Consider the following 21,976-nt stretch of genomic DNA (forward strand, 5'->3'; position numbering starts at 1 on the left):
GAAAAAGAAGAAAAAATGAGAAATTATAGGAAGTTATTTAGGCTGTTTTTTACTTCTAAAAAATCAATCCATGTAAGTTTTTTTTGACTTGGTGTTCGTAGAAGATAAGCGGGATGAAAGGTTGGCATGACAGGTATTTTTATTTGTCCCTCTCTTTCATAAGTGAGCCATTTTCCTCTTAGACGAATAATTCCGCTTTGTGATCCGGTGAGAAATTGTGCAGCAGTTCCTCCTAAAGCTACAAGAATACGAGGGTTTGCAAGTTGAATTTGTCGTTCGATAAAAGGGCGGCATAATGCAATTTCTCTTGGTGTTGGAGTTCTATTTCCAGGTGGACGCCATGGAACTGTGTTGGCTATGTAAACATCTTCTCTTCTTAGACCAATAGATGCTAATATTTTATTGAGCAATATACCTGCTTTTCCGACAAATGGAATTCCTTGTATATCTTCGTCTCGTCCAGGAGCTTCTCCTATGAGCATGAGTGGGCTTCCTGGTGTTCCATCCGCAAAACAAGTATTTTTAGCTGTTATTTTTAATGAACAGTCATTAAAATTAAGCAGAGCAGATTTTAATTCGTCAAGTGTTTTAGCATTTTGGGCGAGCTCTATATTTGAAAGCGTGCGTTGTGTGTTATCGGGATTATGCTGCGGATAGCTATGAGGTTTTATGGTTGATCGTGTTTGTTCTTGATGAGCAATATTAGTTTCCCATTTTATTGTTTGGTCTAAAGAAGTAGATTGATTAAAACGATCAATAGAAATTTCATTCAGTACAGCATCAGCACCGCTTTCTTTATAAAAACTTAAAAGTTCTTCATAAGCGATAGAGGATTGAATTTGCTGTGACATGTTATTTTTCATTTATGATTAAATTACTGAAGGATAAATCAAGAGAAATACTTTTTCACTGTAATGGGAGATTGATTGTTGGTTCCTCCATTTGAAAGTATATTGATAGTGCTTTCTATCTTTAATGTACGATTGCATTGTCTGAGACAATAAAAATATGCTCTTTTTTAGTTTATGGGTGGACAGACAATAACTTCGCCAATCATGACGCAATTGATAAAAAAATTCAACAGTGATGGATGAATTATAATCATTTATGTTATAATATTTTCTCATAGAGAGATATCTATAAAAATAGAGCCATTAAAAATACTCCATTGTGTTAAGGCTTTTTTGGGCATTGATTTGAGAGTAATGTATGGACATATGCTTTAGCCTTTTTTACGGCTTCACCCATTGTTTCATTGAACGCTAGATGTACAGCAATTGCACTTGAAAGAGCACAACCTGTGCTCCGCATTGTTCCTTTTAAACGTGGAACAGAAATATGAGTAGTTTCATTTTTACTGATCAAACGATCGGTAGAGAAAACGCCATTCGTATGCCCGCCCTTTACTAATATATAGCATGAGCTAAATGAAAGTAGTTTTTCAGCTTGCTGTATTGCTTCTTCAGGGTGAGAAGCTAAGCGACTGTGGCTGAGAAGAGCGAGTTCTTGCATATTGGGCGTTAAAAGATCAATATGAGGAAGTAATTTATCGATTATAATATCTATAGTTTTTTCTGTTATCAGCTATCCGCCTGATGAAGCAATAAGCACAGGATCAAAAACAACAGGAATAGCAGGGTAGTCTTTTAGCCCGTTACAAATTTCTACTATAATATCTTGGGCTCCGGTCATTCCAATTTTTATTGCTTTTATTTGAAAATGCGCAACTGTTTCTATATCACGAACAATACCTGCTCCTCCTGTTGGGTCAGTGCCAGCAACAATGAGAACAGAAGGTATTAACGCCATATTTGAGTGACATTGATCCATTGTTTGACACGTTCTTTAGGGTTTTTATGTAAAAGAATATCAGTCACAACAGCAGCGCTGTTGGCGCCTGTTTTTAAAACATCAATCGCGCGTTCTGGTGTTAAACTTTCGATACCAACTAAAGGTATTGTGCCAATTCGTTTTTTCCATTGTTTGACTTTATCTAATCCTTGAGGAGTCCACTTCATTGTTTTTAAGATTGTTGGATAAATGGGGCCAAGAGCAATATCTAATTCATGCTCGTCATGCGTACTAAGACCAAACTTTACACCATATTTACGGATTGTGGAAATATCCGCATTATTGAGATCTTCTTGTCTGAGATGGATAAAAGTACACTTTTCATCAATTGCTATTTGAAAATATTCAATGATAAAAAGTGTCGTTTGCGCTTAATAAAACTGTATTTAAAGAAAATTGAAATTTGCAAAGTGTGCTTATCGATAAATATCTTAAATTAATTTATGAGCAAGATTTATAAATAAAAATCATATAGTTAGAGATAAATCAATTTTATCCAATAAACTATTTATACGGTTACAGCCAGTTTTGAAGAGTAAAAAAAACTGGTAGCTGAAGCTACCAGTTTTAAAAATGCAATTCTTAAATTTAGAATGAACGCTGCAAGCGAATCATAGCTTGAAAAGCATGCTTTCCATTTAAAGCTTGTTGATAATTTTTATTTCCACTTTTATTTGTGAAAGTACGATCATCATTCCAAGAAATGTAACTCAATTCAGGTGTGATAACAAAACCCGGAACCAGCGTGTACGCAATATTAGCAGAAGCGGCAAAAGTCTTGACTGCACTATAAGAAATCTGAGCATTGAAATTTGCTTGTGGTGTTACTTTGTAGGTTGTTCCAGCCCAAGCAGCCCATTTCCCGCCCCAATTTGCATACATTGTTGTGTTGTGTCGGGATAATACATCATGCTCATCTGCTGTGTAGTAATCAACATTATCTTTATAACCGCCTACTGCCCAAATATTGAAACGGTCGTTAATATTGTAATCTAAACGCAATTTACCAGCCATCTTTTTGTAGTAAGCGTCATAAGCAGTAATTGCTGACACACCACCCCATGCCTGCATGAACTTCACACCAAACAGAACATTGGGCATACGTCCTGTGATTTTTTTACTTGGAGTGGGGAGATTTCCGCCAGCGATTGGAGCAATTTTCTCATCTTTATCAATGTAATAATAAACGTCTTTAGAGTCACCAGAATTATTCCCTAATTCAAGTCCAGCAATTGCAGAAAAACCAGTATCACTGTTCAAAGTATAAGAAACAAAATTGGTTCGTGTTGCTCCTGATGGGGCGATAAGGTCATCATTAAAAACATTTCCATAACCACCAATCCAGCTATCGAAAATTGTGCTATCAAGACCTACACGAAAACCACCAAGTTCAATATAAGCCGCACTGAGCTGTCCAGTAATGCTATCTTTTCCATTTGCCCATTGCGCACGCATCCGAGCATATGAGCGAAGTGTTCCTAATTCAGTTTCAGAAGCACTTTGAAAAACAAGAGTTAAGCGTGATTTTGCATTATAGCTTTTATTTTTATCAGCTAAATCAGCATTAGTGCTTGCATCAATATTATCTCCAGTTGAAAAATCAGCACGAACATTTCCTGATAAGCGAATACACGTCTCTGTTCCTGGAATATAGAAATACCCTTTACCATATGCGTCACAAACACGGACATATTCTATAGAACTTTGTTTTTCAGGAATTGTTGAAGTTGCTTGAGCTCCATAGATTCCCGCAAAAACTGTGGCAGAACCAAGAAAAAGGACTTTAATATTCATAATCGACCTCTAGTTACAGTTTAATCCTCATTATAAAATCACAATCACTACATTGCGCTCATGTTTAACGCAAAATACAGTTCTGCGAATTACCCCACTTGTTAGTAACATTACTTCCATTCAATGTTGCTTATATAGATTTTTCGTTGGTATACAAAGATTTAATAATCTTATGAGCAGTTATTCATGTGTTATTTTAGTTAATGTTGTAAAAAAAACACACAATCTGTCACTTTAGTTACGAGATCATTTTGTTTATTATATGTCTGTTTCTATTAAAATAAAAAATCATATCTTAAAAAAAAATAGAAAATGTCTTGAATTTTTTGTTGAGACCGTCTATTCACCGCTCTTGGAGAGGTGGCCGAGTGGTCGAAGGCGCTCCCCTGCTAAGGGAGTAGGGCTCAAAAGGCTCTCGAGAGTTCGAATCTCTTCCTCTCCGCCATTTCATTTTTCTTTATATGGCTGCTAACTTTCAAAAAATGAGTTCTTTTGAGTCACTGTTTTGATTCGGATATTTTAAGTAAATGATCTGGATTGACAAGGAGTGACATAGACTTGTTTTTTATACAAAAAAATTGTTTTTATAAAAAATACTTTGAAAATAAAATATTTTAAACTTGAAAACGTTTTTATATTCCACATTATTGCTTTCTATGGTTTTTAGTCACGAGAGATAAAAGAATTTATGTATGTCACAAAAGAGATAAAGTTTGTGGTAATATAAGGGGAATATCTATTTTAGAATCTTTAAAAGTATTTAGATAGCAGTGATAAGCATCTTTTAAATTTTGTGCTGTTAAAACAGTAGAAGCGCTGCCTTTACAATGGATTTTTCCTTGTTTTAGTAAGATCATTTTATCTGCATAATGAGCAGCAAGATTAAGATCGTGGACAACTGCAAGAACCCCACCACCGCTACGGGCAAAATTTTGAGCTATATTCATAACAATGAGTTGATACTGGATATCAAGATTAGCTGTTGGCTCATCTAATATGAGCCAGCGAGGAATTCCATTGTGGACGGGTTCCCATATTTGACAAAGGACTCGAGCAAGTTGTACTCTTGCTTGTTCTCCACCTGATAATTCGTGATAATATCGATCACCGTAGTGAGCTAAACCAACACGTTCTAAAGCTTTTTGAGGAAGAGCGTGCAATGTTGTTTCTGATCCATGTCGCTTGTTTACAGAGAGACCAAGCTTTACGACTTCATAGACTAAAAATGGAAAAGCTAGTGTTGTTGATTGTGGTAGAATCGCGCGCATTATTGCTAGTTTACAAAGTTTTGTTTGGTTAATGTCATGCCCATTTAAGGTTATTTTTCCAGTGTAAGGAATCTCTCCACTTAATGCTTTGATGAAAGTACTTTTTCCAGATCCATTGGGACCAATAAGGATGGTGAGAGAATTGCTTTTAGCTTGAAAGCTCATATGACTGATAATCTGTTTTTTGCCACGACAAATGCAGACGTTTTTTGCTTCAATCATGAAAATTTACTCCTCGTTGAGATATAAGAATCCAGAGGAAAAAGGGCGCACCAAAAAGTGCAGTGACAATTCCTATTGGTAATTCTGCAGGTGCAATCATTAAACGAGCAAACGTATCTGCAAAAATAAGTAAGGCTGCTCCTAAAAGAGCTGCGCTAGGGATAAGATAACGATGATCAGAGCCTATAAGAAGACGTAAAATATGTGGAACTACAATTCCGATAAAGCCAATTCCGCCACTGACGGCAACAGCTCCACCGCACATGAGAGCAACAAGTAAAATGGCAATGTTTTTTACTTTTTGGATTTGAAAACCAATATGGCTTGCAATAGCTTCTCCTAGAGCAAGTGCATTAAGTGCATGTGACAAAAAGGGTGCAAAAAGAAAACCAACGCAAATAAAAGGAAAAATAAGCCAAACTTTTAACCATGTTGCACCTGCAAGAGAACCAAGATGCCAGAAATTAATATCACGTAATTGTTGGTCATTGGCTATGAAAATTAAAATTCCGACAATAGCGCTGCTTAAAGCGCTTAAAGCAATACCTGCAAGGAGCATTACTGCAATAGAAGTACCACTCCTGCGTGTTGCAAGTGCATAGAGAGTAATTGTTGATAAAAGTCCACCCAAAAAAGCGCCGATAATTACTTTATAAAGTTCCAGAAAGGGAGATAATAGAGGAGGAAAAGTAATCCCAACAACAATGGCTAAAACAGCACCAAGACTTGCACCTGCTGATACACCTACAATTCCAGGATCTGCAAGAGGATTTCGGAAGAGTCCTTGCATAAGAACACCAGAAACAGCTAAAGCTGCACCGACGAAGAGCCCTAAAAGAATACGAGGGAGTCGTATTTCAATAAATATAAGATAATCAAAGGTTTTACTGCTTATTGCCCAATCTTGCGTAAGAAGCACATGAATGAGATGAGTAAAAGACGCATTTGATGAACCATTCAATAATCCATTCCAAATACTACTGATAAGAAATATCACTAAAATGAATAGGACAACTTGTCTTCGACGGGTTTGTCTATCTGTTTTGATTTTGAGTGTAGAAGTTATGGAGGTATTATTAATCATTTTGCTTATTTTTACTGTTTATTCTGTATTATAAAGCATATTAATAAGTTCTTTTGATGCTTCTGCAGTGCGTGGTCCGAAGCTTAAAAAATACATGGTATCCATTTGTTTGATAGCATGATTTCGCGCTGCTGGAGTTGTTTGAATTGCGGGCATAGCTAAAATTTTATCAATTGTAGTTGTGTTTCCACGGTGGTTCATAAGTAAAATAAAGTCAGGATTTGATTTTAACAATGCTTCATCATTTAAAAGTCTATATCCTTTATAATCTGAGATAGCATTTATACCGCCCGAAAGTTTAATCATATTGTCAGCAGCTGTCCCTGTTCCAGAGGCTAGAATACGTCCGTTTTGCACTGAAAAAATAAAAAGAACACGTTTGGGTTTTGTTATTTTTGCTAAAAGCGCATCATTGTTGATAAAACGTTGATTTATTTTTTCAATTAATACTTCTGCTTGTTTTTCTCGGCGAAGAACTTTACCAACGAGGCGAATTTTTTCTGTAACATTTTCACGAGAAAAGTCTTCTGGTACAATAATTATAGGTATGGAGGTCTTTTTAAGAATATTAATAGTTGAAGGAGGACCACTTCCTTCAATAAGTAATATACCTTCTGGAGAAAGTGATAAAACGCCTTCAGGTGAAAGAGATCGCATATATCCAAGATCAGGAAGTTGAAGAGCCTCTTTTGGGTACATACTCGTACTATCACGAGCAATAAGCTGATTTTGAGCTTCTAACGCATAGATAATCTCTGTGAGTGCTCCGCCAATAGAAACAATTCGCGCATTTTCAGAAAAACAAGTCACTAATTCAGCAGTTGCTTGTTTAAAACAATCAATAAAAAATAGAAAAACACAGATAAAAAGAAAATTCGGCAGTTTACGTTCAAGCAATGTAAACATACTTTAAATTGTCTGTTAAACTACTGCTGTTTCTTGGTGTAAAGGTAAACTGTTCAATAACGAACGCCATTTCTCAGACTCTCCCTTTGTGTCTTGTTGTAAATTAAAAAATTGAATAATCATTTCACCAGTTTTATCAAAGACTTCAAGTGAACTGATATAACCGTTATTGGTAGGTTTGCGGACACGCCAAACTTTATGAATTCCAGAAACTAACATATGCATGTGAAACTTTTGCTCAAGAATATTAAGCCAAGGTCCCATTTGTTTAATATTCTGTATCGTTCCATTGAAAATTTGAATACACCCTTGGTTGCCAACAATACATGTAATCGGTATTTCTTGTTGTGCTGTTTGTTTCAACATCATTTCAAAAGCTTCTTCTCTTAATTCTTCAGCAAATTCATTGCCAGAATATTTCACAACACCACACTTCGTTTGAAGCTCAGAAATAATTTCACATAACTGCTGTGTATCAGCTGATCGCTTCAAATGATTTAAACTTTTTTTGATGTCTAATTCTGTTGTATTACATTGATCTTGAATAGGAGGAGAGAGAATATCAAGAACAGGTGATTGATCTGCATCGAGTAATTTTTCAACAAGAGAATTCCATTCTTCCATATTCGTTGTATCTTGAGAATAAACTTTGAAAATGGCAATACCATGTTTGTCAAAAAATTGTAGGCTTTTTGTAAGTTTTCCAAAAACCATCATTTCATATTCAAAACCAAATTTCCATAATTTAGGAAAAATACGCAATCCAATTTCACCAAGCGCCATGGGAATGTGTTGATCGTGAATAATGGTTTCAAAACATCCCGTTCTTTCATGAACAGCGTGTTTGTTACGCGTTAAAGCCATAACAGTTCCAACTTTAGGAGCATTGTCTAAAAGAGTAAAAATATCAACTCGTAATTTTTTTGCTTTTCCAATTGTACAATAAGCAGCAATAAGTTCTGCTTCAGATATACCAATCGAAAGAGCAAAATCACGATTACGCATTTCTTTTTTTTCTTCGCGTAATTTAAGAATCATTTCGGGCGTATAGGACATGGTTTTCTCTTATTTTTTAATCGGAATGATTTTAATTTTTATAGTCTTGAATGTGAGAAACCCAATCGTTGGTAAAACGATTGGGTCTATCACTAAACAATAATTTTATTTTCATTGGCAGAAAAATTCAAAAACAAGAAATAAAAGAGAGTTAAAGCTTTCACTTTAATTTTTACACAAAAAGGAAAACAAAGATTCAAATACAAAAACCTATCCTTTTATCAATGTAATTTTCTGCACTATTAAAGAAGTTTTATAGAAATATTTAGAATTTTTGTACAAAAGATACTTTAAAATTACGACCAGGTTGACTGAAAAGATCTTTAGGGAGTGGTGCGTCTCCTTTAGGAGACACAGCGGGAAGATCAGAGGCATTCCAATATTTTTCATTGAAGAAATTGTAAACACCAGCTCTTATAATAGGACCTTTTTCACCAAAGGGCTTCCACCAACCTGAAATATCAACTACGCTATATCCTGGAATTTTTTCGTAATCAGATTTTTTCTCTACATTGTCACGTTTAGCAGCTAAGTTTAATACAATATCTGCGCCCCAATTTTCTTGTTTATATCCCACTCCAATGACTGTTTTGAGGGCTGGAACTGAATTTAGATATTCATTTGTATCAATATCTTTTCCTTGTGCATAAGCAAAAGCTAAATGACTATGAAAACCATCTTTGAGCTGCCAATGCGCTTTTGCTTCAACACCAAAAATCCGCACGTTTGCACGATTGATATAGGACCTGCGTGCAAATAGGAACTCTCGTGATGGTCCTTCATCTGTGATATCAATAAAATTCTTATATCGATTGATAAAAGCTCCGATCGAACCGTTAAAGTTTTCCTTGCTGTATTTTATTCCAATATCATATCCATTACTGGTTTCTGGTTTAAGATTTGAATTTCCTTTCATGTAATAAAAAGATGGGTTGATATAGGTAAGATACAATTCGGGAACACTTGGTGCGCGAAATGCTTGTGCCCATTGGGCATAAAATGTCGTTTGATCATTTGCATCCCACTCTGCACGTAATTTAGGAGAGAAGTGTGATCCTTTCCTTTCTGGAGGACTTCCTTGAGGTCCAACTACTTTTTCATAAGCAGGGGTCTTTTGAGGAGTATGTTGATACCAATCATAACGAATTCCAGGCGTTACACGAAAACGGTTATCGGAAAATCTCATTTCATCTTCAAGCGAAAAACCAAAACCATAACTATTCGTATCTGGCGCATCAGACCGGTTTGTATGAAGGAAAGCACATCCACGGGCATTCATTGGTAAATGACAATTATCTTTTCCCGATGCATATTGGTGAAATTTAGATGCAAAAACATTTGCAGAAAATTTTAACATATGGTCTACAGTTTCAGCATTCAATTTTTTAAGACTACTGATATTTAAACCATATCTAATATCGCGCATAAAATTATCTCTCAAATAGTCTCCCTGAGGAGCTTTAACACGATATCCATTTAAAATTTGACGATTCGATTGTTTTTGCCAATAAATTTGTCCATGAAATGCATCAAGAATAGCACTTCCATCGCCATTATAATTATAAAAAAGGGATAAACGCTCACGATGAACATCCTTTTCATTATGAACAGAACCTGGACGATATATTCCAGATGAGGCATTCAGTGAGTGAGTATCTTTATTATAACCAAAACGCTCGGCAGTAAAACCAAGCTTATGATTGTTGTTAATATGCTGATTAATTTTTAAAAGTAGATTAGTTTGATCAAACTCAGCAGGATTCGCACGCGTACGTTTATCACCATAGCTTTCTATGATTCCCATATTTTTACGCTCATGACCACTTGAACGAGATCCTTGAAAAAGCATAAATGTTTGATTTACACGTACAGCAAAAGCTTGGTCAATACGCCAACTGTTATTAACAGACTGATAACTTCCTTTTATTAGAGCACCTTGCTTTTTGTCTCCCACAAGCAGATCTTCAGGGTTTAATGTGTGTAAGGCAATGATACCACTTAATGCACCAGAACCGTAAATACTGGAATCTGATCCTCGAATGACATCAAGTGTGGAAAGCGCACCAAAATCAAACATTGCACTTCCACCTTTAAGACCACGAACACCGTCATTAACCCAAGAAAGAGGGATGCCATCTATTGTTGTTAAAACACGAAAAGAATCTAAACCTCGAACGACAAAGCTATCATTATTAGAATTGTAAGTCACCGAGGGTGTAAGACGACTAATATCATGCACATCGTCTATTTGTTTTTGATCTATATCTTGATTAGTTTCTCGATCAGTTAAAATTGTTACATTATCCAAAAGATCTGCTTTTTTTTCGATTACAATTGGCTTTAACTCAATGACAGAGCTCTCTTTATTGTGAGTGAAAATATCACTTTGCGCAAAAACAGATGAAGGGAAACAAATTAACGGTACACTTAAAGCAATACAACTTTTATAGATACTTCTGCGTCTTGTTGGCATAACACATCATAACCTTTTTTAAACGCCCCCCCCTTGGTTAAAATTCCATGTACGAAAGCGCTTAACTTATTGAATAAATCAATGAGCTGAGCGGTAATGATTTGATGTCAGTACGAGATCACCATATTAAACATGATAAAAGCAGTCAAGAAAAAAGTTGCAATATAAGAATAGCTTGTTTTACATAGAAATAGCACCGATATTAACTTGAAAGTTATGGTGAGTAAAGATTATGAACTTTGCCAATACTAAACATCTATCAATTCTCTGGATAGGTGCGTTTTTTATCGCTTTTTCTTTGCATGTTGTATTAGGAGTTCAACTTTATTTTCAAAATATTGGTGTGAGTAGTGATGTGGTTTCACCGGTTATGACAATCACTTTTGTACAAGAAATTACACATACTGATTTTGATAGGGAGAATATAGATGCAGATCTCGATAGAGGAATGGATCCGGAAGTTCAACAGTTTGATTTTTTCAAACAAGATCAAGAAATGTTAGTTCCAGAGATTAATGAGTTCAAATTGGAAGAAACACCATTGGAAAATTTGCAGCCTGTTGCCCAAAAGAACGATTTTATAGCATCACAATCTTTAAAACAAAATCTCGCTCCAGAAATGACACGTAAAATAATTGTCAAAAAAACATCGGAGATATCAAAGATAGTCAAAAAACAGCATCATGATGTAAAAGCAGCGCGTTCTCATGTTTCGGCTCAAAAGAATAATGCAGCAACATTAGAAGATATGTTGTTAATGCAGTGGTTAACAAAAGTGCAGGAGCAATTAGAAAAACAAAAACAATATGTTGTGCGACAACGGATCAGCTATGCAAAAGGTACAGTGCAGTTAGAGTTTAGAGTGCATGAACATGGATATATTGTTTCTCGTCGTATTGCACGTTCTTCCGGAGACAAAGACCTTGATCGATTAGCGATGGCAGCGCTTCAGCGTGTTGGTATTCTTCCTCCTCCTCCGCTTTCAAAGGTGAATAAAATTATTAGAGTATCATTGATATTTTACTGATTTTTATAGTTTTTCATCTCTGACTTTTGAAATATGGAAAAAATAGTTTTGTTTATATTTTTATATACAAGAATTAGGTTTTGATTGTTTCTAGTAGCCAGCAGTAAGATGAGTTTTAATATCTGCTGTTCCAGTGAGGCGAGCTTTGTAAACTTCGTAATTTTCCATGACGCGCATTACATAGTTGCGTGTTTCTGTATAGGGAATGCGTTCAATCCAATCAACAACTTTATCAAGAGGTTGTCCTCTGGGATCACCATAACGATTGGTCCACTCTTTTGCACGGCGCGGGCCTGCATTATAGCTTATTATAGTTAGTATATAAGATCCATTAAATCGTTTTAATTGTTCATCTAGAAAATGAGCGCCTAAAGTTGCGCTATAATTAGCATCGCTACTAAATTTTTTGGCTGACCATGCAATTGAATGTTTACGTGCAAGTTCTTTTGCTGTCGTTGGGAGAAGTTGTAACATCCCTCGTGCACCTGCTGTTGATATGGCCGTTGGATTAAATTCGCTTTCTTGACGAGCAATAGCATAGATGAGAGCTTTTTCTGTTGTGGAAATATTGGTCGATGCTGGAATAGCGCCAATAGGATGGGAGAGTGCACCAACATTTTTACCTTGGAAACTAGCTATTTTGCCAATTTTAAGGCTTGTATGATAGTCGTTATTTTTTTCTGCCATAACAGCGAGAAGAGCTAATTCTCCAGGGCTTTCTATTTTTTTACTCAGTTCTTTATAAATAATTTTTGCTAAATGAGCATAACCCACGGCTTCAAGACGTTTTATGACTTTAACAGCTTTTCGTGTACTAAAGCGTTGTCGTTCAGCCATTGTTGGTTTGGGAAAATGGATTTCGAGTTTTTTTCGGTTAAGCCGCGCGGCAGCTAATTGACCATAATAGGTGACGCCAAAATGGGCCGCTTGTTGGAAATAATGTAGAGCTTTTTCATGTTCATTGAATGCTTCAGCTGCTCGACCCATCCAATAATATCCACGAGATTTTGAAATAGGTGTTGAAGATAGTTGAGGAATTCGCGCAAAATGATGCATTGCTAATTGAGGGTTATGAAGAAAGCGCAATGCATACCATCCTGCATGAAACTCAGCATCAACAGCGAGTAGAGGTTTGATATAGGTGTGGGTTGCAACAAGCTGATAAGCAATTTTAGGTTTTTTTAAATCGAGCATTTCACGAGAAAGAGCGCGTCGTTCTTTCCACCACCTATCAGGATTAGTGAGATTTTCTGCATCACGAGATGTTTTCATAATGAGCTTTGCTGCAGCACTATATTCTCCAGTGCGTCGAAGATAACGAATTTGAGCGAATTGTAAGAGAGGGTCTTTGGTCCATATTGGATGAACCGAACGCAATTTTTTTGCAGCGTTAGGGTCATTTTTTTCAACGGCAACAAATGCATTAAAAAGGGATTGGGCACGCGCTAATGATGCAATGCGTTCTGCTGAATCAAGACGATGTGCATAAAGCATAAACTTCAGGCGTTTTAGGTGGTCATCAGGCTTTAGGATAGTTTTTGCACTGTGGAAAATAAGCCTTTCGTCTTCTGCAGTAAGTTTTGTTTTATGCCACCAAGGTGCAAGAACTTGTCGTGCACGCGCACTTTGTTTTGTTAAAAGAAGTGCTTGCGTAAATGCCGCCATCCCTTGTGCGGTGAGAGGAGAGTGATGAGAAAATTTTTGAAGGATTGCTTGTGCTGAATGGGTTTCACGAATAAAAGCGCGTTCAGCATTTCGTTGCATAATGGTTAGATTGGGCCATCCTTTTAATTCTTTGATTGTATTAAAGATTTCATAACTGGGAATATTGATTTGGTCTGATGTATTAATGGCCCATGTTAAAATATGACGGTTGAGGCTGTTTGGTGCCATTGAATTCCGTAAAGATATTGCTGTTGTGATATCTGCGTTAAAAAGAGCATCTAAACCTAATTTAAGTTGACTAATTGCTACAATTTCGTGAAAAGAAGGATTGTTATTGATTATAGTATTTATCGAGTGATACGATTTTTTTTCTTTTTCCATAATTAGAAAAGGACGTGCGGAAGGAGTTGGAACTCTTTCAGGTAAAAAAACTGCTTGTGCAAAAGCATTTGAGCATAGCGTTTTTGTTGCTAGCATGAGTGTTATAAATATTAGAGAAAAAAAATGACCAGAAAATATACGCATCGAGAAAAGAGTAAATATACGCATTGAGAAAAAAACCTTGAGATCTCGCTTTTTTGAATACTTTAATGAATTTTAAAACAAAAGCATAAAAGACGCGTTAACATATTTCTAGTTTTTTAAGAAATATGAGATATTAAGAGAAGTGTAATACACTATGTGGGTCTTTGAGGGTTTTTATCTGTTTCAATGATATAGTAAGATTATGTTTTAAAATTGATAATTGAAAGGGTTATTATTAAATAAGCCTAAGCAATATAAGGAGTTTATCATGCTTGAGGGAGCGCTGACTGCACTTATTACACCGTTTGATGATAATGGTGCTATTGATGAAAAAGCATTTTGCAGTTTAGTGGAATGGCAAATTGCTCAAGGCATTAACGGTGTAAGTCCTGTTGGAACAACAGGTGAATCGGCGACTTTAACGCATGAAGAACATAAGCGCATTATAGAATTATGTGTTAATCAAGTTGCGAAACGTGTTCCTGTTGTTGCCGGAGCAGGATCAAATAGTACAGATGAAGCTGTAGAACTCGCTCAACATGCAGAAAAGGCAGGTGCTGATGCAGTTTTGGTTGTGACGCCCTATTATAACAAACCTAACCAACGCGGTTTATATAATCATTATGCTGCTGTTGCAAAAGCTATTTCTATTCCAATAGTCATTTATAATATTCCTGGTCGTTCTGTTATTGATATGACTGTGGAAACAATGAGAGATCTTTATCAAGATTTTAAAAATATTATTGGTGTCAAAGATGCTACGAGCAAAATTGAACGGGTTAGTGAACAGCGAGAAAAATGTGGTAAAGATTTTGTGCAACTCTCTGGTGATGATAGTACAGCATTAGGTTTTAATGCACATGGAGGTGTGGGGTGTATTTCTGTTTCATCAAATGTCGCACCGAAGCTTTGTGTGGAGCTGTATACTGCTTGCCGTCGTGGTGATTATAAAACAGCATTAGAGTTAAATGATCGTTTGATGCCTTTAAATCGTGGAGTATTTGTTGAACCAAATCCAGCAGGTATTAAATATGCTGCTTCAAAACTGGGGCTTTGTCGTGATGTGGTTCGGTTGCCGATTGTTCCATTAGAGGATACAACAAAAAGAATTATTGATTTAGCTTTGCAGCATGCAGGACTTTTGACAAAATAAAATGGTATTAAAATAGCCATGAACAAAAAAAAGAATACACCAGTACGAAAAATCATTGCGGATAATCGCAAAGCTCGCTTTAATTTTGAAATTCTTGATAGCCTTGAGGTTGGTCTTGTTTTGCATGGGACAGAAGTTAAATCTTTGCGTTCTAATCATGCCAATATTGCTGAGAGTTATGCAAGTTTTGAAAATGGTGAGTTGTGGTTAATTAATGCTCATATTCCTGAATATACGCAGGCTAATCGTTTTAATCATGAGCCTCGTCGTTTACGTAAACTCTTAATAACCAAACGTGAAATGGCACGTTTTTTTAATGCAATTTCTCGTGAAGGAATGACTATCGTTCCGCTTAAACTGTATTTTAATGAACGAGGGCGTGTGAAATTAGAAATTGCTTTGGCGCGTGGGAAAAAGCTTCACGATAAGCGTGAAACGGAGAAAAAACGTGATTGGGGGCGTGAGAAAGCGAGACTGTTGAGAAAATACAGATGATAAACTGTATTAGTGTTTCTCGTTTATTGTTAAATAGAGTTCTCAGCATTGATCTAAATATGTTTTTACGTCATGAAAGACTTGATGGAACATGTTATCCGTTAAGCGGCCTGTGTTTGTATTATAGCGGGAGCAGTGATAACTTGAGAAAATGCGGAGTCGACCAATGTTGTTTATCGCTCCATGACTAAAAGGATATTCTGAAACTTTAGCGTTTAAAGCACGGACGGTTGATTGGTGAGCAATGGTCCCAAGAGTAATAACAGCTTTAAGCTGAGGAAGATTAGCTAAGAGAGGTGAGAAAAAATATCGGCAAGTGTTGATTTCAGCTCCTGTAGGTTTATTCTCTGGTGGAACACAACGCACTGAATTGACAATGGCTGTATCAATGAGTTCAAGATTATCGTCTGGTCTTGCTTCAAAAGTTCCTTGAGCAAACCCAAATTTTTTTAAAGTGGAATAAAGTAATTGACCAGCATAGTCACCAGTGAATGGACGTCCAGTTCGATTTGCACCACGTAAGCCCGGAGCAAGCCCCACGATAAGAAGGCGCGTTGTTGTTACACCTTTATAAGGAAAGAATGGTTTTACAGGTGCATTGTGCCAATGAGGTTCTTTTATTCGCCAATCTGCAATAAAGCTGTGTAGACGAGGACATAAATTACAATTTTGTGATGGTTCTGGATAAGAAAAGGTTAGTTTATTATTCATTATCATAGGATATCAATTATTTTTTATAAAAAATCATTTTCAATATGTATTGTTAAGAGAAAAATATTTTTATGATTTATTTTGTGAACAGAAAATGTGAAAAAAGCTATTTTTTTGTTATTCTCAAAGGTTTCTAATTGTCTGTAGAATTGATGTGATTTAAATGACTTATAAAACTTAATCTGCGTAAATGAACAGCGTTATTTGAAGAAATAAATATCATTTAATTTATTTTGTTAAAAGTGGCATTTGTTGTTGGTTTTAGTTAATTGTACCTTTTAGCTATATTCAGATTTCTAAATTTTTTTTTACAGAATAAGTTCCTTGAGCAAAAAATACTCAAATTTGTTTTGTTTTTCTTGTATTTTTCTGTCGTTATTGTATATTAGCAGATCTTAATCATTAATTTAGCTTTTAAGAGAGAAGCATCAATGGCTCGCGTAACAGTAGAAGATTGTATTGATAAAGTTGATAATCGTTTTGAATTAGTACTCTTGGCTGGGCATAGAGCACGCCAAATTTCACAAGGTGCACAGATTACTGTTAATCGTGATAATGATAAAAATCCAGTTGTTGCTTTGCGAGAAATCGCAGAGGAAACTTTATCACCAGCTGATTTAAAGGAAGACCTTATCCATTCGCTACAAAAGCATGTAGAGGTAGATGAACCAGAAGTTGCAACAGAGTTTATCGCCTATTCAGGTGAGTCAGACAATGTTGCGGGTGCTTCTTCAGAAGAAGAAAAAAGCTCATTTGATTATATGTCGGAAGAGGATCTTCTGGCTGGTATTGAAGGTTTAGTAGTGCCAGAAAAAAACGATGATTACTAATTTATCGGATTTATTTTGTAAATTTTAAAGTAATTTTATTTTGTGTTATTATTTTTATTGACTTTTTGTGATTGAATACTCGATGATAGTTGGGTTATGAAACTTTCAAGGATGTGCGTTGTATGATGCGTCAATGCGAGCTTGTTGAGCGTGTTCGGCGTTACAAGCCTGACGTGAATGATGTTTTGTTAAATAAAGCTTATACTTATGCAATGCAAAAGCACAGCCATCAAAAACGTGCTTCAGGTGATCCTTATTTTTCGCATCCTCTGGAAGTTGCTTCTATTTTAACAGATATGCGGTTAGATGAAGCAACGATTGCCGTTGCTCTTTTGCATGATACAATTGAAGATACAAGTGCTACGCGCGCAGAAATTGATAAGATTTTTGGGTCTGAAATTGGTAAGTTAGTTGAAGGACTTACAAAACTTAATAAACTTGATCTTGTATCGAAAAAAGCAGAACAAGCAGAAAATCTTCGCAAGCTTCTTATTGCTATTTCAGATGATATTCGTGTTCTTTTAGTAAAGCTTGCGGATCGTCTTCATAACATGCGTACTCTTGATGTGATGCGTGATGATAAGCGTCGACGAATTGCTGAAGAAACAATGGATATTTATGCTCCGCTTGCTGGTCGTATGGGCATGCAGGATATGCGAGAAGAATTAGAAGATCGTGCTTTTTTTTATTTAAATACAGAAGGTTATCGCATAATTTCTCATAGACTTGCTGAATTGTCAAAACGAAATCGTGATTTACTTTCCACAATTGAGCATGAATTAACAAAACTTTTTTTTGAGTATGGAATTAACGCTGATGTTAAAAGTCGTCAAAAAAAACCATATTCAGTTTTTCGTAAAATGGAAAGCAAAGCATTATCTTTTGAACAATTATCTGATATTTTTGGATTTCGTGTGATTGTTAAAACGGTAGATGATTGTTATCGGGCTCTTGGTGTTATTCATACGACTTGGCCAATGGTTCCCGGTCGTTTTAAAGACTATATTTCTATTCCAAAACAAAACGATTATCGTTCAATTCATACAACAATTGTGGGACCTTCAAGGCAACGCGTTGAATTGCAGATTAGAACTGGCGCAATGCATGAAATTGCTGAATATGGTGTGGCTGCGCACTCTTTTTATAAAGATCATGGTTCAGGTTATTCGACATCAAGACTATCAAATGAAACCAATGCTTATGCGTGGTTACGTCAAACGATTCAGTCTTTATCGGATGGAGATAATCCAGAAGAGTTTTTAGAACATACAAAACTTGAGCTTTTTCAAGATCAAGTTTTTTGTTTTACACCAAAAGGGCGATTGATGGCATTTCCGAAAGGTGCGACGCCGATTGATTTTGCTTATGCAGTTCATACTGATATTGGGAATTCTTGTGTAGGCGTAAAGATCAATGGCCGAATTATGCCTTTAATGACTAAGTTAAAAAATGGTGATGAAGTTGATATTATTCGGTCAAAAACTAAGGCACCACCAGCGGCGTGGGAATCTCTCGTTGTAACTGGAAAAGCACGTTCTGCCATTCGTCGAGCTACGCGTGCAGCGGTTCGTAAGCAGTATTCGGGTTTAGGTTATCGTATTCTGGAACGGTTTTTTGAGTATATGGGAAAACAATTTTCCGAAGATTCTCTTAAAAAGGTTTTACCGCGTTTAGCACGTAAAGATGTGGAAGATGTGTTGGCAGCTGTGGGGCGTGGTGAATTGGCCTGTATTGATGTCGTTAAAGCGGTTTATCCAGAATATCAAGATCATCGTGTTGTAAAAAAGCCTTCTTTAAAACCTGGAGAAGAAGGTTGGTTTAATATTGAAAATGCTCAAGGTATGATTTTTAAAGTTCCCGAGAGCGAAAATAATTCAACATTAGAAAAGAAATCTCAATATAAAAAAGCATTGCCTATTCGAGGAACAAATGGAGATATTCCTGTACGATTTTCTCCTGAAGGAGCTGTTCCTGGAGATCGGATTGTTGGTATTATGCAGCCAGGTTCAGGTATTGTTATTTATCCAATACAATCTTCAGCTTTGATGGCTTACGATGATCAGCCAGAGCGATGGATCGATGTTCGTTGGGATATTGATGCTGAAAAACATGAGCGTTTTCCTGCACGTGTTAGTGTTGTGGCTGTTAATAACCCTGGATCTTTAGCTGAGATTACTCAGATTATTTTTGCAAATGATGCCAATATTCAAAATTTATCTTTTATTCATATGGCACCAGATTTTACAGAAATTGTGATTGATTTAGAAGTTTGGGATTTAAAGCATTTAAATCGTATCTTGTCTCAGTTAAAAGAAGCAGATTCGGTTAGTGCGGTACATCGAGTTTATGGATAAAAGAGATTTCATTATGAATACACAAGATGTCATTGATATTTTTAAGAAAGCAGATGCTATTTTAGAGGGGCATTTTATTTTAACATCAGGTCGTCATAGCGCGATTTATATGCAGAAAGCAAAAGTATTTATGCATGCTGATTTGACAGAAAAGCTTTGTTATAGTTTAGCTCAAAAAATTAAGAAATGTGTTAAGGAAAAAATTGATTATATTGTGGGACCTGCGATTGGTGGTCTTATTCCTGCTTATGAAACTTCACGCCATCTTGGTGTGCCTTCTATTTGGGTAGAGCGTGTGAATGGTGTATTTCAATTACGTCGTTTTGATATAAAAAAAGGTGCACGGGTTGTAATTGTTGAAGATATTGTAACAACAGGTCTTTCTATTCGTGAAACAGTTGAAGCATTAAATGCGGCGGGAGCAGATGTGGTCGCGAGTGTTTGTATTCTTGATCGTTCTGGTGGTAAAGTTAATGTTGGTGTTCCCTTGATTTCTCTCGCCGAATATGAAGTTGCATCTTATGCTAGTGATGAAATTCCGCCTGAACTTGCGGAAATTCCAGCAATTAAACCAGGAAGTCGGAATATTTAATTGTCTTTATGTTGCTTTGTTTTTATGTAACAGCTGGGTAAGATTAATTTAAATTTCGAATAAGAAAAAGTATTTTGTTTGTACAGAGTATATATGAGAGTTATATGTTTTTTCGTCATAAACACCTAATAGGTTTTGGAGAACATTCCCGATTTTGGCTTTGGCTGCGTCGGTTATTTTACCGTTTATTTTTTTATATACGGAAGCGTATTCTACGGATATCTGCAACGCCTCATAAGGTGGCACTAGGATTTTCTGTGGGTATTTTTTTAGCTTGCTCGCCATTTTTTGGATTTCATATTATTTTAGCAGTATTTTTGTCTTGGATTTTTCGTGGTAATTTTGCTGCAGCAATTATTGGAACTATTTTTTCTAATCCATTGACATTTTTGTTCATTATTATGGTTGATTATAAGATAGGTTCTCTCTTCTTATCATTTTTTGGTGATGTAAATGAGATCTCCCTTTCTCAAGTTCGTACGATGTTTGATGGTTTGACAGTTTCAAAAATATGGTTGATTTTTGAAAACATGTGGAGTTTGATTATGCTGCCGATGATTATAGGTGGTGCTCTTTTGGGGTTTATCTTAGGAATCTTGTCTTATATAGGTGTTTACAGAGCTATAGTTCGGTTTCAACAAAAGCAACATCAAAGAATGATAAAAAAAAATACATTTGCGAGAGAAAATTCAGGTGATGTTTTATGATCGTTGGTCTTGGAAACGATATGATCGATATAAGACGAATTGAAAGAATGTTGGTTCGTTATGGAAATCGCTTTATCCAGCGTGTTTTTACAGATGTAGAGCAACGCAAATCTGAGAACCGTCAAAAAAGATCTTATTCTTATGCAAAGAGGTTCGCTGCAAAAGAGGCATGTGCTAAAGCTTTAGGAACAGGAATTTCCCGTGGTGTAAGCTGGAAAAATATGGGAGTGGTCAATTTACCATCCGGCAAACCAGTTATGCAATTAACAAATGGTGCACAAGTCCAGTTGCAGAAGTTATTGCCTCCAAATCATGATGCGATTATCCATCTAAGTATAACAGATGATTTTCCTTGGGCACAAGCATTTGTTATTATAGAGGCGCTCCCGCATGAGTAGATAGTGTTAAAGATTGTGCTTTTATTATTTCAACATTATGATAGAAAAATCAGTTCTATCTATAATGAGAAGGCAGTATGAGATGAATGAAGAAGAAAAAATACAAAAGAAACAAAAACAAGGTGGAATCTTTGAGCTCTTTTCTGTTTTGTTTCAGGCCTTATTTTTAGCTGCAATCGTCCGCACACTTTTTTTTCAACCTTTTAGTATTCCTTCTGGTTCGATGCGGCCTACTTTATTAGTGGGAGATTATCTTTTTGTTGCTAAATATGCGTATGGGTATTCCCGTTTTTCTATGCCTTTTTCTCCTCCTCTTTTTTCTGGTCGTATTTGGGCATCTCAGCCAAAGCGTGGAGATGTTGTTGTTTTTCGTTTACCAAGTAATCCAGACATTGATTATATCAAACGTGTTGTAGGATTACCAGGGGATCGTATCCAGATGCGTCAAAGTGTTCTTTATATCAATGATGAAGCTGTTTCACGTCGTTTAATGGGAAAGATTGATAATCCGGATGTAACAGAAGTTAACTATCCTGTTGATGTTTATCGCGAGACACTTTCTAATGGTGTAAGCTATAATACGCTTGATTTGGAGTTTCTTCCGCGTGTTGATGAAACAAAGGTTTTTGAAGTTCCTGAAGGATATTATTTTATGATGGGTGATAATCGGGATAATTCAGATGATAGTCGTTTGAATGTAGGTTATGTTCCAGAGGAGAATCTTGTTGGTCGGGCAAATTTGATTTTTTTCTCTATCAGTAATGGTTCAAGTGCTTGGCAATTCTGGCGTTGGCCATTTGATATACGCTGGACACGTTTATTTTCATTTGTTGATACTATTCATTATTTTCCAGTGGATAAATAG

The 21,976-nt window shown here is 36.0% G+C and carries 18 protein-coding genes, 1 tRNA gene and 2 pseudogenes; 10 read left to right on the plus strand and 11 right to left on the minus strand.

Annotation, left to right across the window (positions count from 1 at the left end; translation table 11 throughout):
• Window positions 1-23: 23 nt before the first annotated feature.
• The 4 genes and pseudogenes from NPY00_RS03490 to NPY00_RS03505 all read right to left on the minus strand — a co-directional run bounded on the left by NPY00_RS03490 (window position 24) and on the right by NPY00_RS03505 (window position 3,645).
• Window positions 24-851: a uracil-DNA glycosylase gene (locus tag NPY00_RS03490; RefSeq protein WP_269020688.1), complete on the minus strand. Its 828-nt coding sequence runs from the start codon at window positions 849-851 to the stop codon at window positions 24-26.
• 322 nt (window positions 852-1,173) lie between these two features.
• A pseudogene (gene thiD, locus NPY00_RS03495) lies at window positions 1,174-1,809 on the minus strand (bifunctional hydroxymethylpyrimidine kinase/phosphomethylpyrimidine kinase).
• Window positions 1,800-2,207, minus strand: a pseudogene (locus NPY00_RS03500) (thiamine phosphate synthase); the annotation flags it as partial. The pseudogenes NPY00_RS03500 and thiD, both read right to left, overlap by 10 nt.
• A gap of 232 nt (window positions 2,208-2,439) precedes the next feature.
• The gene (locus NPY00_RS03505; RefSeq protein ID WP_269020689.1) at window positions 2,440-3,645 is read right to left on the minus strand and encodes a porin; all 1,206 of its coding nucleotides are present in this window, start codon (window positions 3,643-3,645) and stop codon (window positions 2,440-2,442) included.
• 354 nt (window positions 3,646-3,999) lie between these two features.
• Here NPY00_RS03505 and NPY00_RS03510 point away from each other — a divergent pair.
• A tRNA-Ser gene (locus NPY00_RS03510) sits at window positions 4,000-4,090 on the plus strand.
• A gap of 250 nt (window positions 4,091-4,340) precedes the next feature.
• Here the strand turns inward: NPY00_RS03510 and NPY00_RS03515 are convergent.
• The 5 genes from NPY00_RS03515 to NPY00_RS03535 all read right to left on the minus strand — a co-directional run bounded on the left by NPY00_RS03515 (window position 4,341) and on the right by NPY00_RS03535 (window position 10,654).
• Complete coding sequence (locus NPY00_RS03515) at window positions 4,341-5,135, minus strand: heme ABC transporter ATP-binding protein (protein WP_269020690.1); 795 nt, start codon at window positions 5,133-5,135, stop codon at window positions 4,341-4,343.
• On the minus strand, window positions 5,128-6,219 hold the full coding sequence (locus tag NPY00_RS03520; RefSeq protein WP_269020691.1) for a FecCD family ABC transporter permease: 1,092 nt from the start codon (window positions 6,217-6,219) through the stop codon (window positions 5,128-5,130). The genes NPY00_RS03515 and NPY00_RS03520 overlap by 8 nt, the downstream gene beginning before the upstream one ends.
• A gap of 18 nt (window positions 6,220-6,237) precedes the next feature.
• Window positions 6,238-7,125, minus strand: coding sequence for a heme/hemin ABC transporter substrate-binding protein (locus NPY00_RS03525; RefSeq protein WP_269020692.1), 888 nt, complete (start codon window positions 7,123-7,125; stop codon window positions 6,238-6,240).
• Window positions 7,126-7,140: 15 nt separating this feature from the next.
• Window positions 7,141-8,181, minus strand: coding sequence for a ChuX/HutX family heme-like substrate-binding protein (locus NPY00_RS03530; protein ID WP_269020693.1), 1,041 nt, complete (start codon window positions 8,179-8,181; stop codon window positions 7,141-7,143).
• A gap of 265 nt (window positions 8,182-8,446) precedes the next feature.
• Window positions 8,447-10,654: a TonB-dependent hemoglobin/transferrin/lactoferrin family receptor gene (locus tag NPY00_RS03535; RefSeq protein ID WP_269020694.1), complete on the minus strand. Its 2,208-nt coding sequence runs from the start codon at window positions 10,652-10,654 to the stop codon at window positions 8,447-8,449.
• Window positions 10,655-10,886: 232 nt separating this feature from the next.
• On the opposite strand from NPY00_RS03535, the gene NPY00_RS03540 reads away from it, so the two are divergent.
• Complete coding sequence (locus NPY00_RS03540) at window positions 10,887-11,681, plus strand: TonB family protein (protein WP_269020695.1); 795 nt, start codon at window positions 10,887-10,889, stop codon at window positions 11,679-11,681.
• A 90-nt stretch (window positions 11,682-11,771) separates the two neighbouring features.
• On the opposite strand, the gene NPY00_RS03545 is transcribed toward NPY00_RS03540, so the two are convergent.
• On the minus strand, window positions 11,772-13,871 hold the full coding sequence (locus tag NPY00_RS03545) for a lytic transglycosylase domain-containing protein (protein ID WP_269020786.1): 2,100 nt from the start codon (window positions 13,869-13,871) through the stop codon (window positions 11,772-11,774).
• Window positions 13,872-14,139: 268 nt separating this feature from the next.
• On the opposite strand from NPY00_RS03545, the gene dapA reads away from it, so the two are divergent.
• Window positions 14,140-15,024 (plus strand): 4-hydroxy-tetrahydrodipicolinate synthase, encoded by an 885-nt coding sequence (gene dapA / locus NPY00_RS03550; protein WP_269020696.1) that lies wholly within the window; start codon window positions 14,140-14,142, stop codon window positions 15,022-15,024.
• A gap of 18 nt (window positions 15,025-15,042) precedes the next feature.
• Window positions 15,043-15,519 (plus strand): SsrA-binding protein SmpB, encoded by a 477-nt coding sequence (smpB, locus tag NPY00_RS03555; RefSeq protein WP_269020697.1) that lies wholly within the window; start codon window positions 15,043-15,045, stop codon window positions 15,517-15,519.
• A 42-nt stretch (window positions 15,520-15,561) separates the two neighbouring features.
• Here smpB and NPY00_RS03560 read toward each other — a convergent pair whose 3' ends face one another.
• Window positions 15,562-16,230: a uracil-DNA glycosylase gene (locus NPY00_RS03560; RefSeq protein WP_269020787.1), complete on the minus strand. Its 669-nt coding sequence runs from the start codon at window positions 16,228-16,230 to the stop codon at window positions 15,562-15,564.
• Between the two features lie 431 nt (window positions 16,231-16,661).
• Here NPY00_RS03560 and rpoZ point away from each other — a divergent pair, with 431 nt between their 5' ends.
• From rpoZ to lepB, 6 genes are all read left to right on the plus strand, one after another.
• On the plus strand, window positions 16,662-17,060 hold the full coding sequence (gene rpoZ, locus NPY00_RS03565; protein ID WP_269020698.1) for a DNA-directed RNA polymerase subunit omega: 399 nt from the start codon (window positions 16,662-16,664) through the stop codon (window positions 17,058-17,060).
• 122 nt (window positions 17,061-17,182) lie between these two features.
• Complete coding sequence (locus tag NPY00_RS03570) at window positions 17,183-19,414, plus strand: RelA/SpoT family protein (protein ID WP_269020699.1); 2,232 nt, start codon at window positions 17,183-17,185, stop codon at window positions 19,412-19,414.
• Between the two features lie 13 nt (window positions 19,415-19,427).
• Window positions 19,428-20,006, plus strand: coding sequence for an orotate phosphoribosyltransferase (gene pyrE / locus NPY00_RS03575; protein ID WP_269020700.1), 579 nt, complete (start codon window positions 19,428-19,430; stop codon window positions 20,004-20,006).
• A gap of 104 nt (window positions 20,007-20,110) precedes the next feature.
• The gene (locus tag NPY00_RS03580) at window positions 20,111-20,713 is read left to right on the plus strand and encodes a DUF2062 domain-containing protein (protein WP_269020701.1); all 603 of its coding nucleotides are present in this window, start codon (window positions 20,111-20,113) and stop codon (window positions 20,711-20,713) included.
• On the plus strand, window positions 20,710-21,111 hold the full coding sequence (gene acpS, locus NPY00_RS03585; RefSeq protein ID WP_269020702.1) for a holo-ACP synthase: 402 nt from the start codon (window positions 20,710-20,712) through the stop codon (window positions 21,109-21,111). The genes NPY00_RS03580 and acpS overlap by 4 nt, the downstream gene beginning before the upstream one ends.
• 82 nt (window positions 21,112-21,193) lie before the next feature.
• Window positions 21,194-21,976: a signal peptidase I gene (lepB, locus tag NPY00_RS03590; protein WP_269020703.1), complete on the plus strand. Its 783-nt coding sequence runs from the start codon at window positions 21,194-21,196 to the stop codon at window positions 21,974-21,976.

It is taken from the genome of Bartonella sp. F02, assembly GCF_026929975.1.
Taxonomy (GTDB): Bacteria; Pseudomonadota; Alphaproteobacteria; order Rhizobiales; family Rhizobiaceae; genus Bartonella.

What these genes read in the sequence shown, in the direction of transcription:
- NPY00_RS03490 (WP_269020688.1), bottom strand. Translation starts at nt 851, where the DNA reads ATGTCACAGCAAATTCAATCCTCTATCGCTTATGAAGAACTTTTAAGT.
- NPY00_RS03505 (WP_269020689.1), bottom strand. Translation starts at nt 3,645, where the DNA reads ATGAATATTAAAGTCCTTTTTCTTGGTTCTGCCACAGTTTTTGCGGGA.
- NPY00_RS03515 (WP_269020690.1), bottom strand. Translation starts at nt 5,135, where the DNA reads ATGATTGAAGCAAAAAACGTCTGCATTTGTCGTGGCAAAAAACAGATT.
- NPY00_RS03520 (WP_269020691.1), bottom strand. Translation starts at nt 6,219, where the DNA reads ATGATTAATAATACCTCCATAACTTCTACACTCAAAATCAAAACAGAT.
- NPY00_RS03525 (WP_269020692.1), bottom strand. Translation starts at nt 7,125, where the DNA reads ATGTTTACATTGCTTGAACGTAAACTGCCGAATTTTCTTTTTATCTGT.
- NPY00_RS03530 (WP_269020693.1), bottom strand. Translation starts at nt 8,181, where the DNA reads ATGTCCTATACGCCCGAAATGATTCTTAAATTACGCGAAGAAAAAAAA.
- NPY00_RS03535 (WP_269020694.1), bottom strand. Translation starts at nt 10,654, where the DNA reads ATGCCAACAAGACGCAGAAGTATCTATAAAAGTTGTATTGCTTTAAGT.
- NPY00_RS03540 (WP_269020695.1), top strand. Translation starts at nt 10,887, where the DNA reads ATGAACTTTGCCAATACTAAACATCTATCAATTCTCTGGATAGGTGCG.
- NPY00_RS03545 (WP_269020786.1), bottom strand. Translation starts at nt 13,871, where the DNA reads ATGCGTATATTTTCTGGTCATTTTTTTTCTCTAATATTTATAACACTC.
- dapA (WP_269020696.1), top strand. Translation starts at nt 14,140, where the DNA reads ATGCTTGAGGGAGCGCTGACTGCACTTATTACACCGTTTGATGATAAT.
- smpB (WP_269020697.1), top strand. Translation starts at nt 15,043, where the DNA reads ATGAACAAAAAAAAGAATACACCAGTACGAAAAATCATTGCGGATAAT.
- NPY00_RS03560 (WP_269020787.1), bottom strand. Translation starts at nt 16,230, where the DNA reads ATGAATAATAAACTAACCTTTTCTTATCCAGAACCATCACAAAATTGT.
- rpoZ (WP_269020698.1), top strand. Translation starts at nt 16,662, where the DNA reads ATGGCTCGCGTAACAGTAGAAGATTGTATTGATAAAGTTGATAATCGT.
- NPY00_RS03570 (WP_269020699.1), top strand. Translation starts at nt 17,183, where the DNA reads ATGATGCGTCAATGCGAGCTTGTTGAGCGTGTTCGGCGTTACAAGCCT.
- pyrE (WP_269020700.1), top strand. Translation starts at nt 19,428, where the DNA reads ATGAATACACAAGATGTCATTGATATTTTTAAGAAAGCAGATGCTATT.
- NPY00_RS03580 (WP_269020701.1), top strand. Translation starts at nt 20,111, where the DNA reads ATGTTTTTTCGTCATAAACACCTAATAGGTTTTGGAGAACATTCCCGA.
- acpS (WP_269020702.1), top strand. Translation starts at nt 20,710, where the DNA reads ATGATCGTTGGTCTTGGAAACGATATGATCGATATAAGACGAATTGAA.
- lepB (WP_269020703.1), top strand. Translation starts at nt 21,194, where the DNA reads ATGAATGAAGAAGAAAAAATACAAAAGAAACAAAAACAAGGTGGAATC.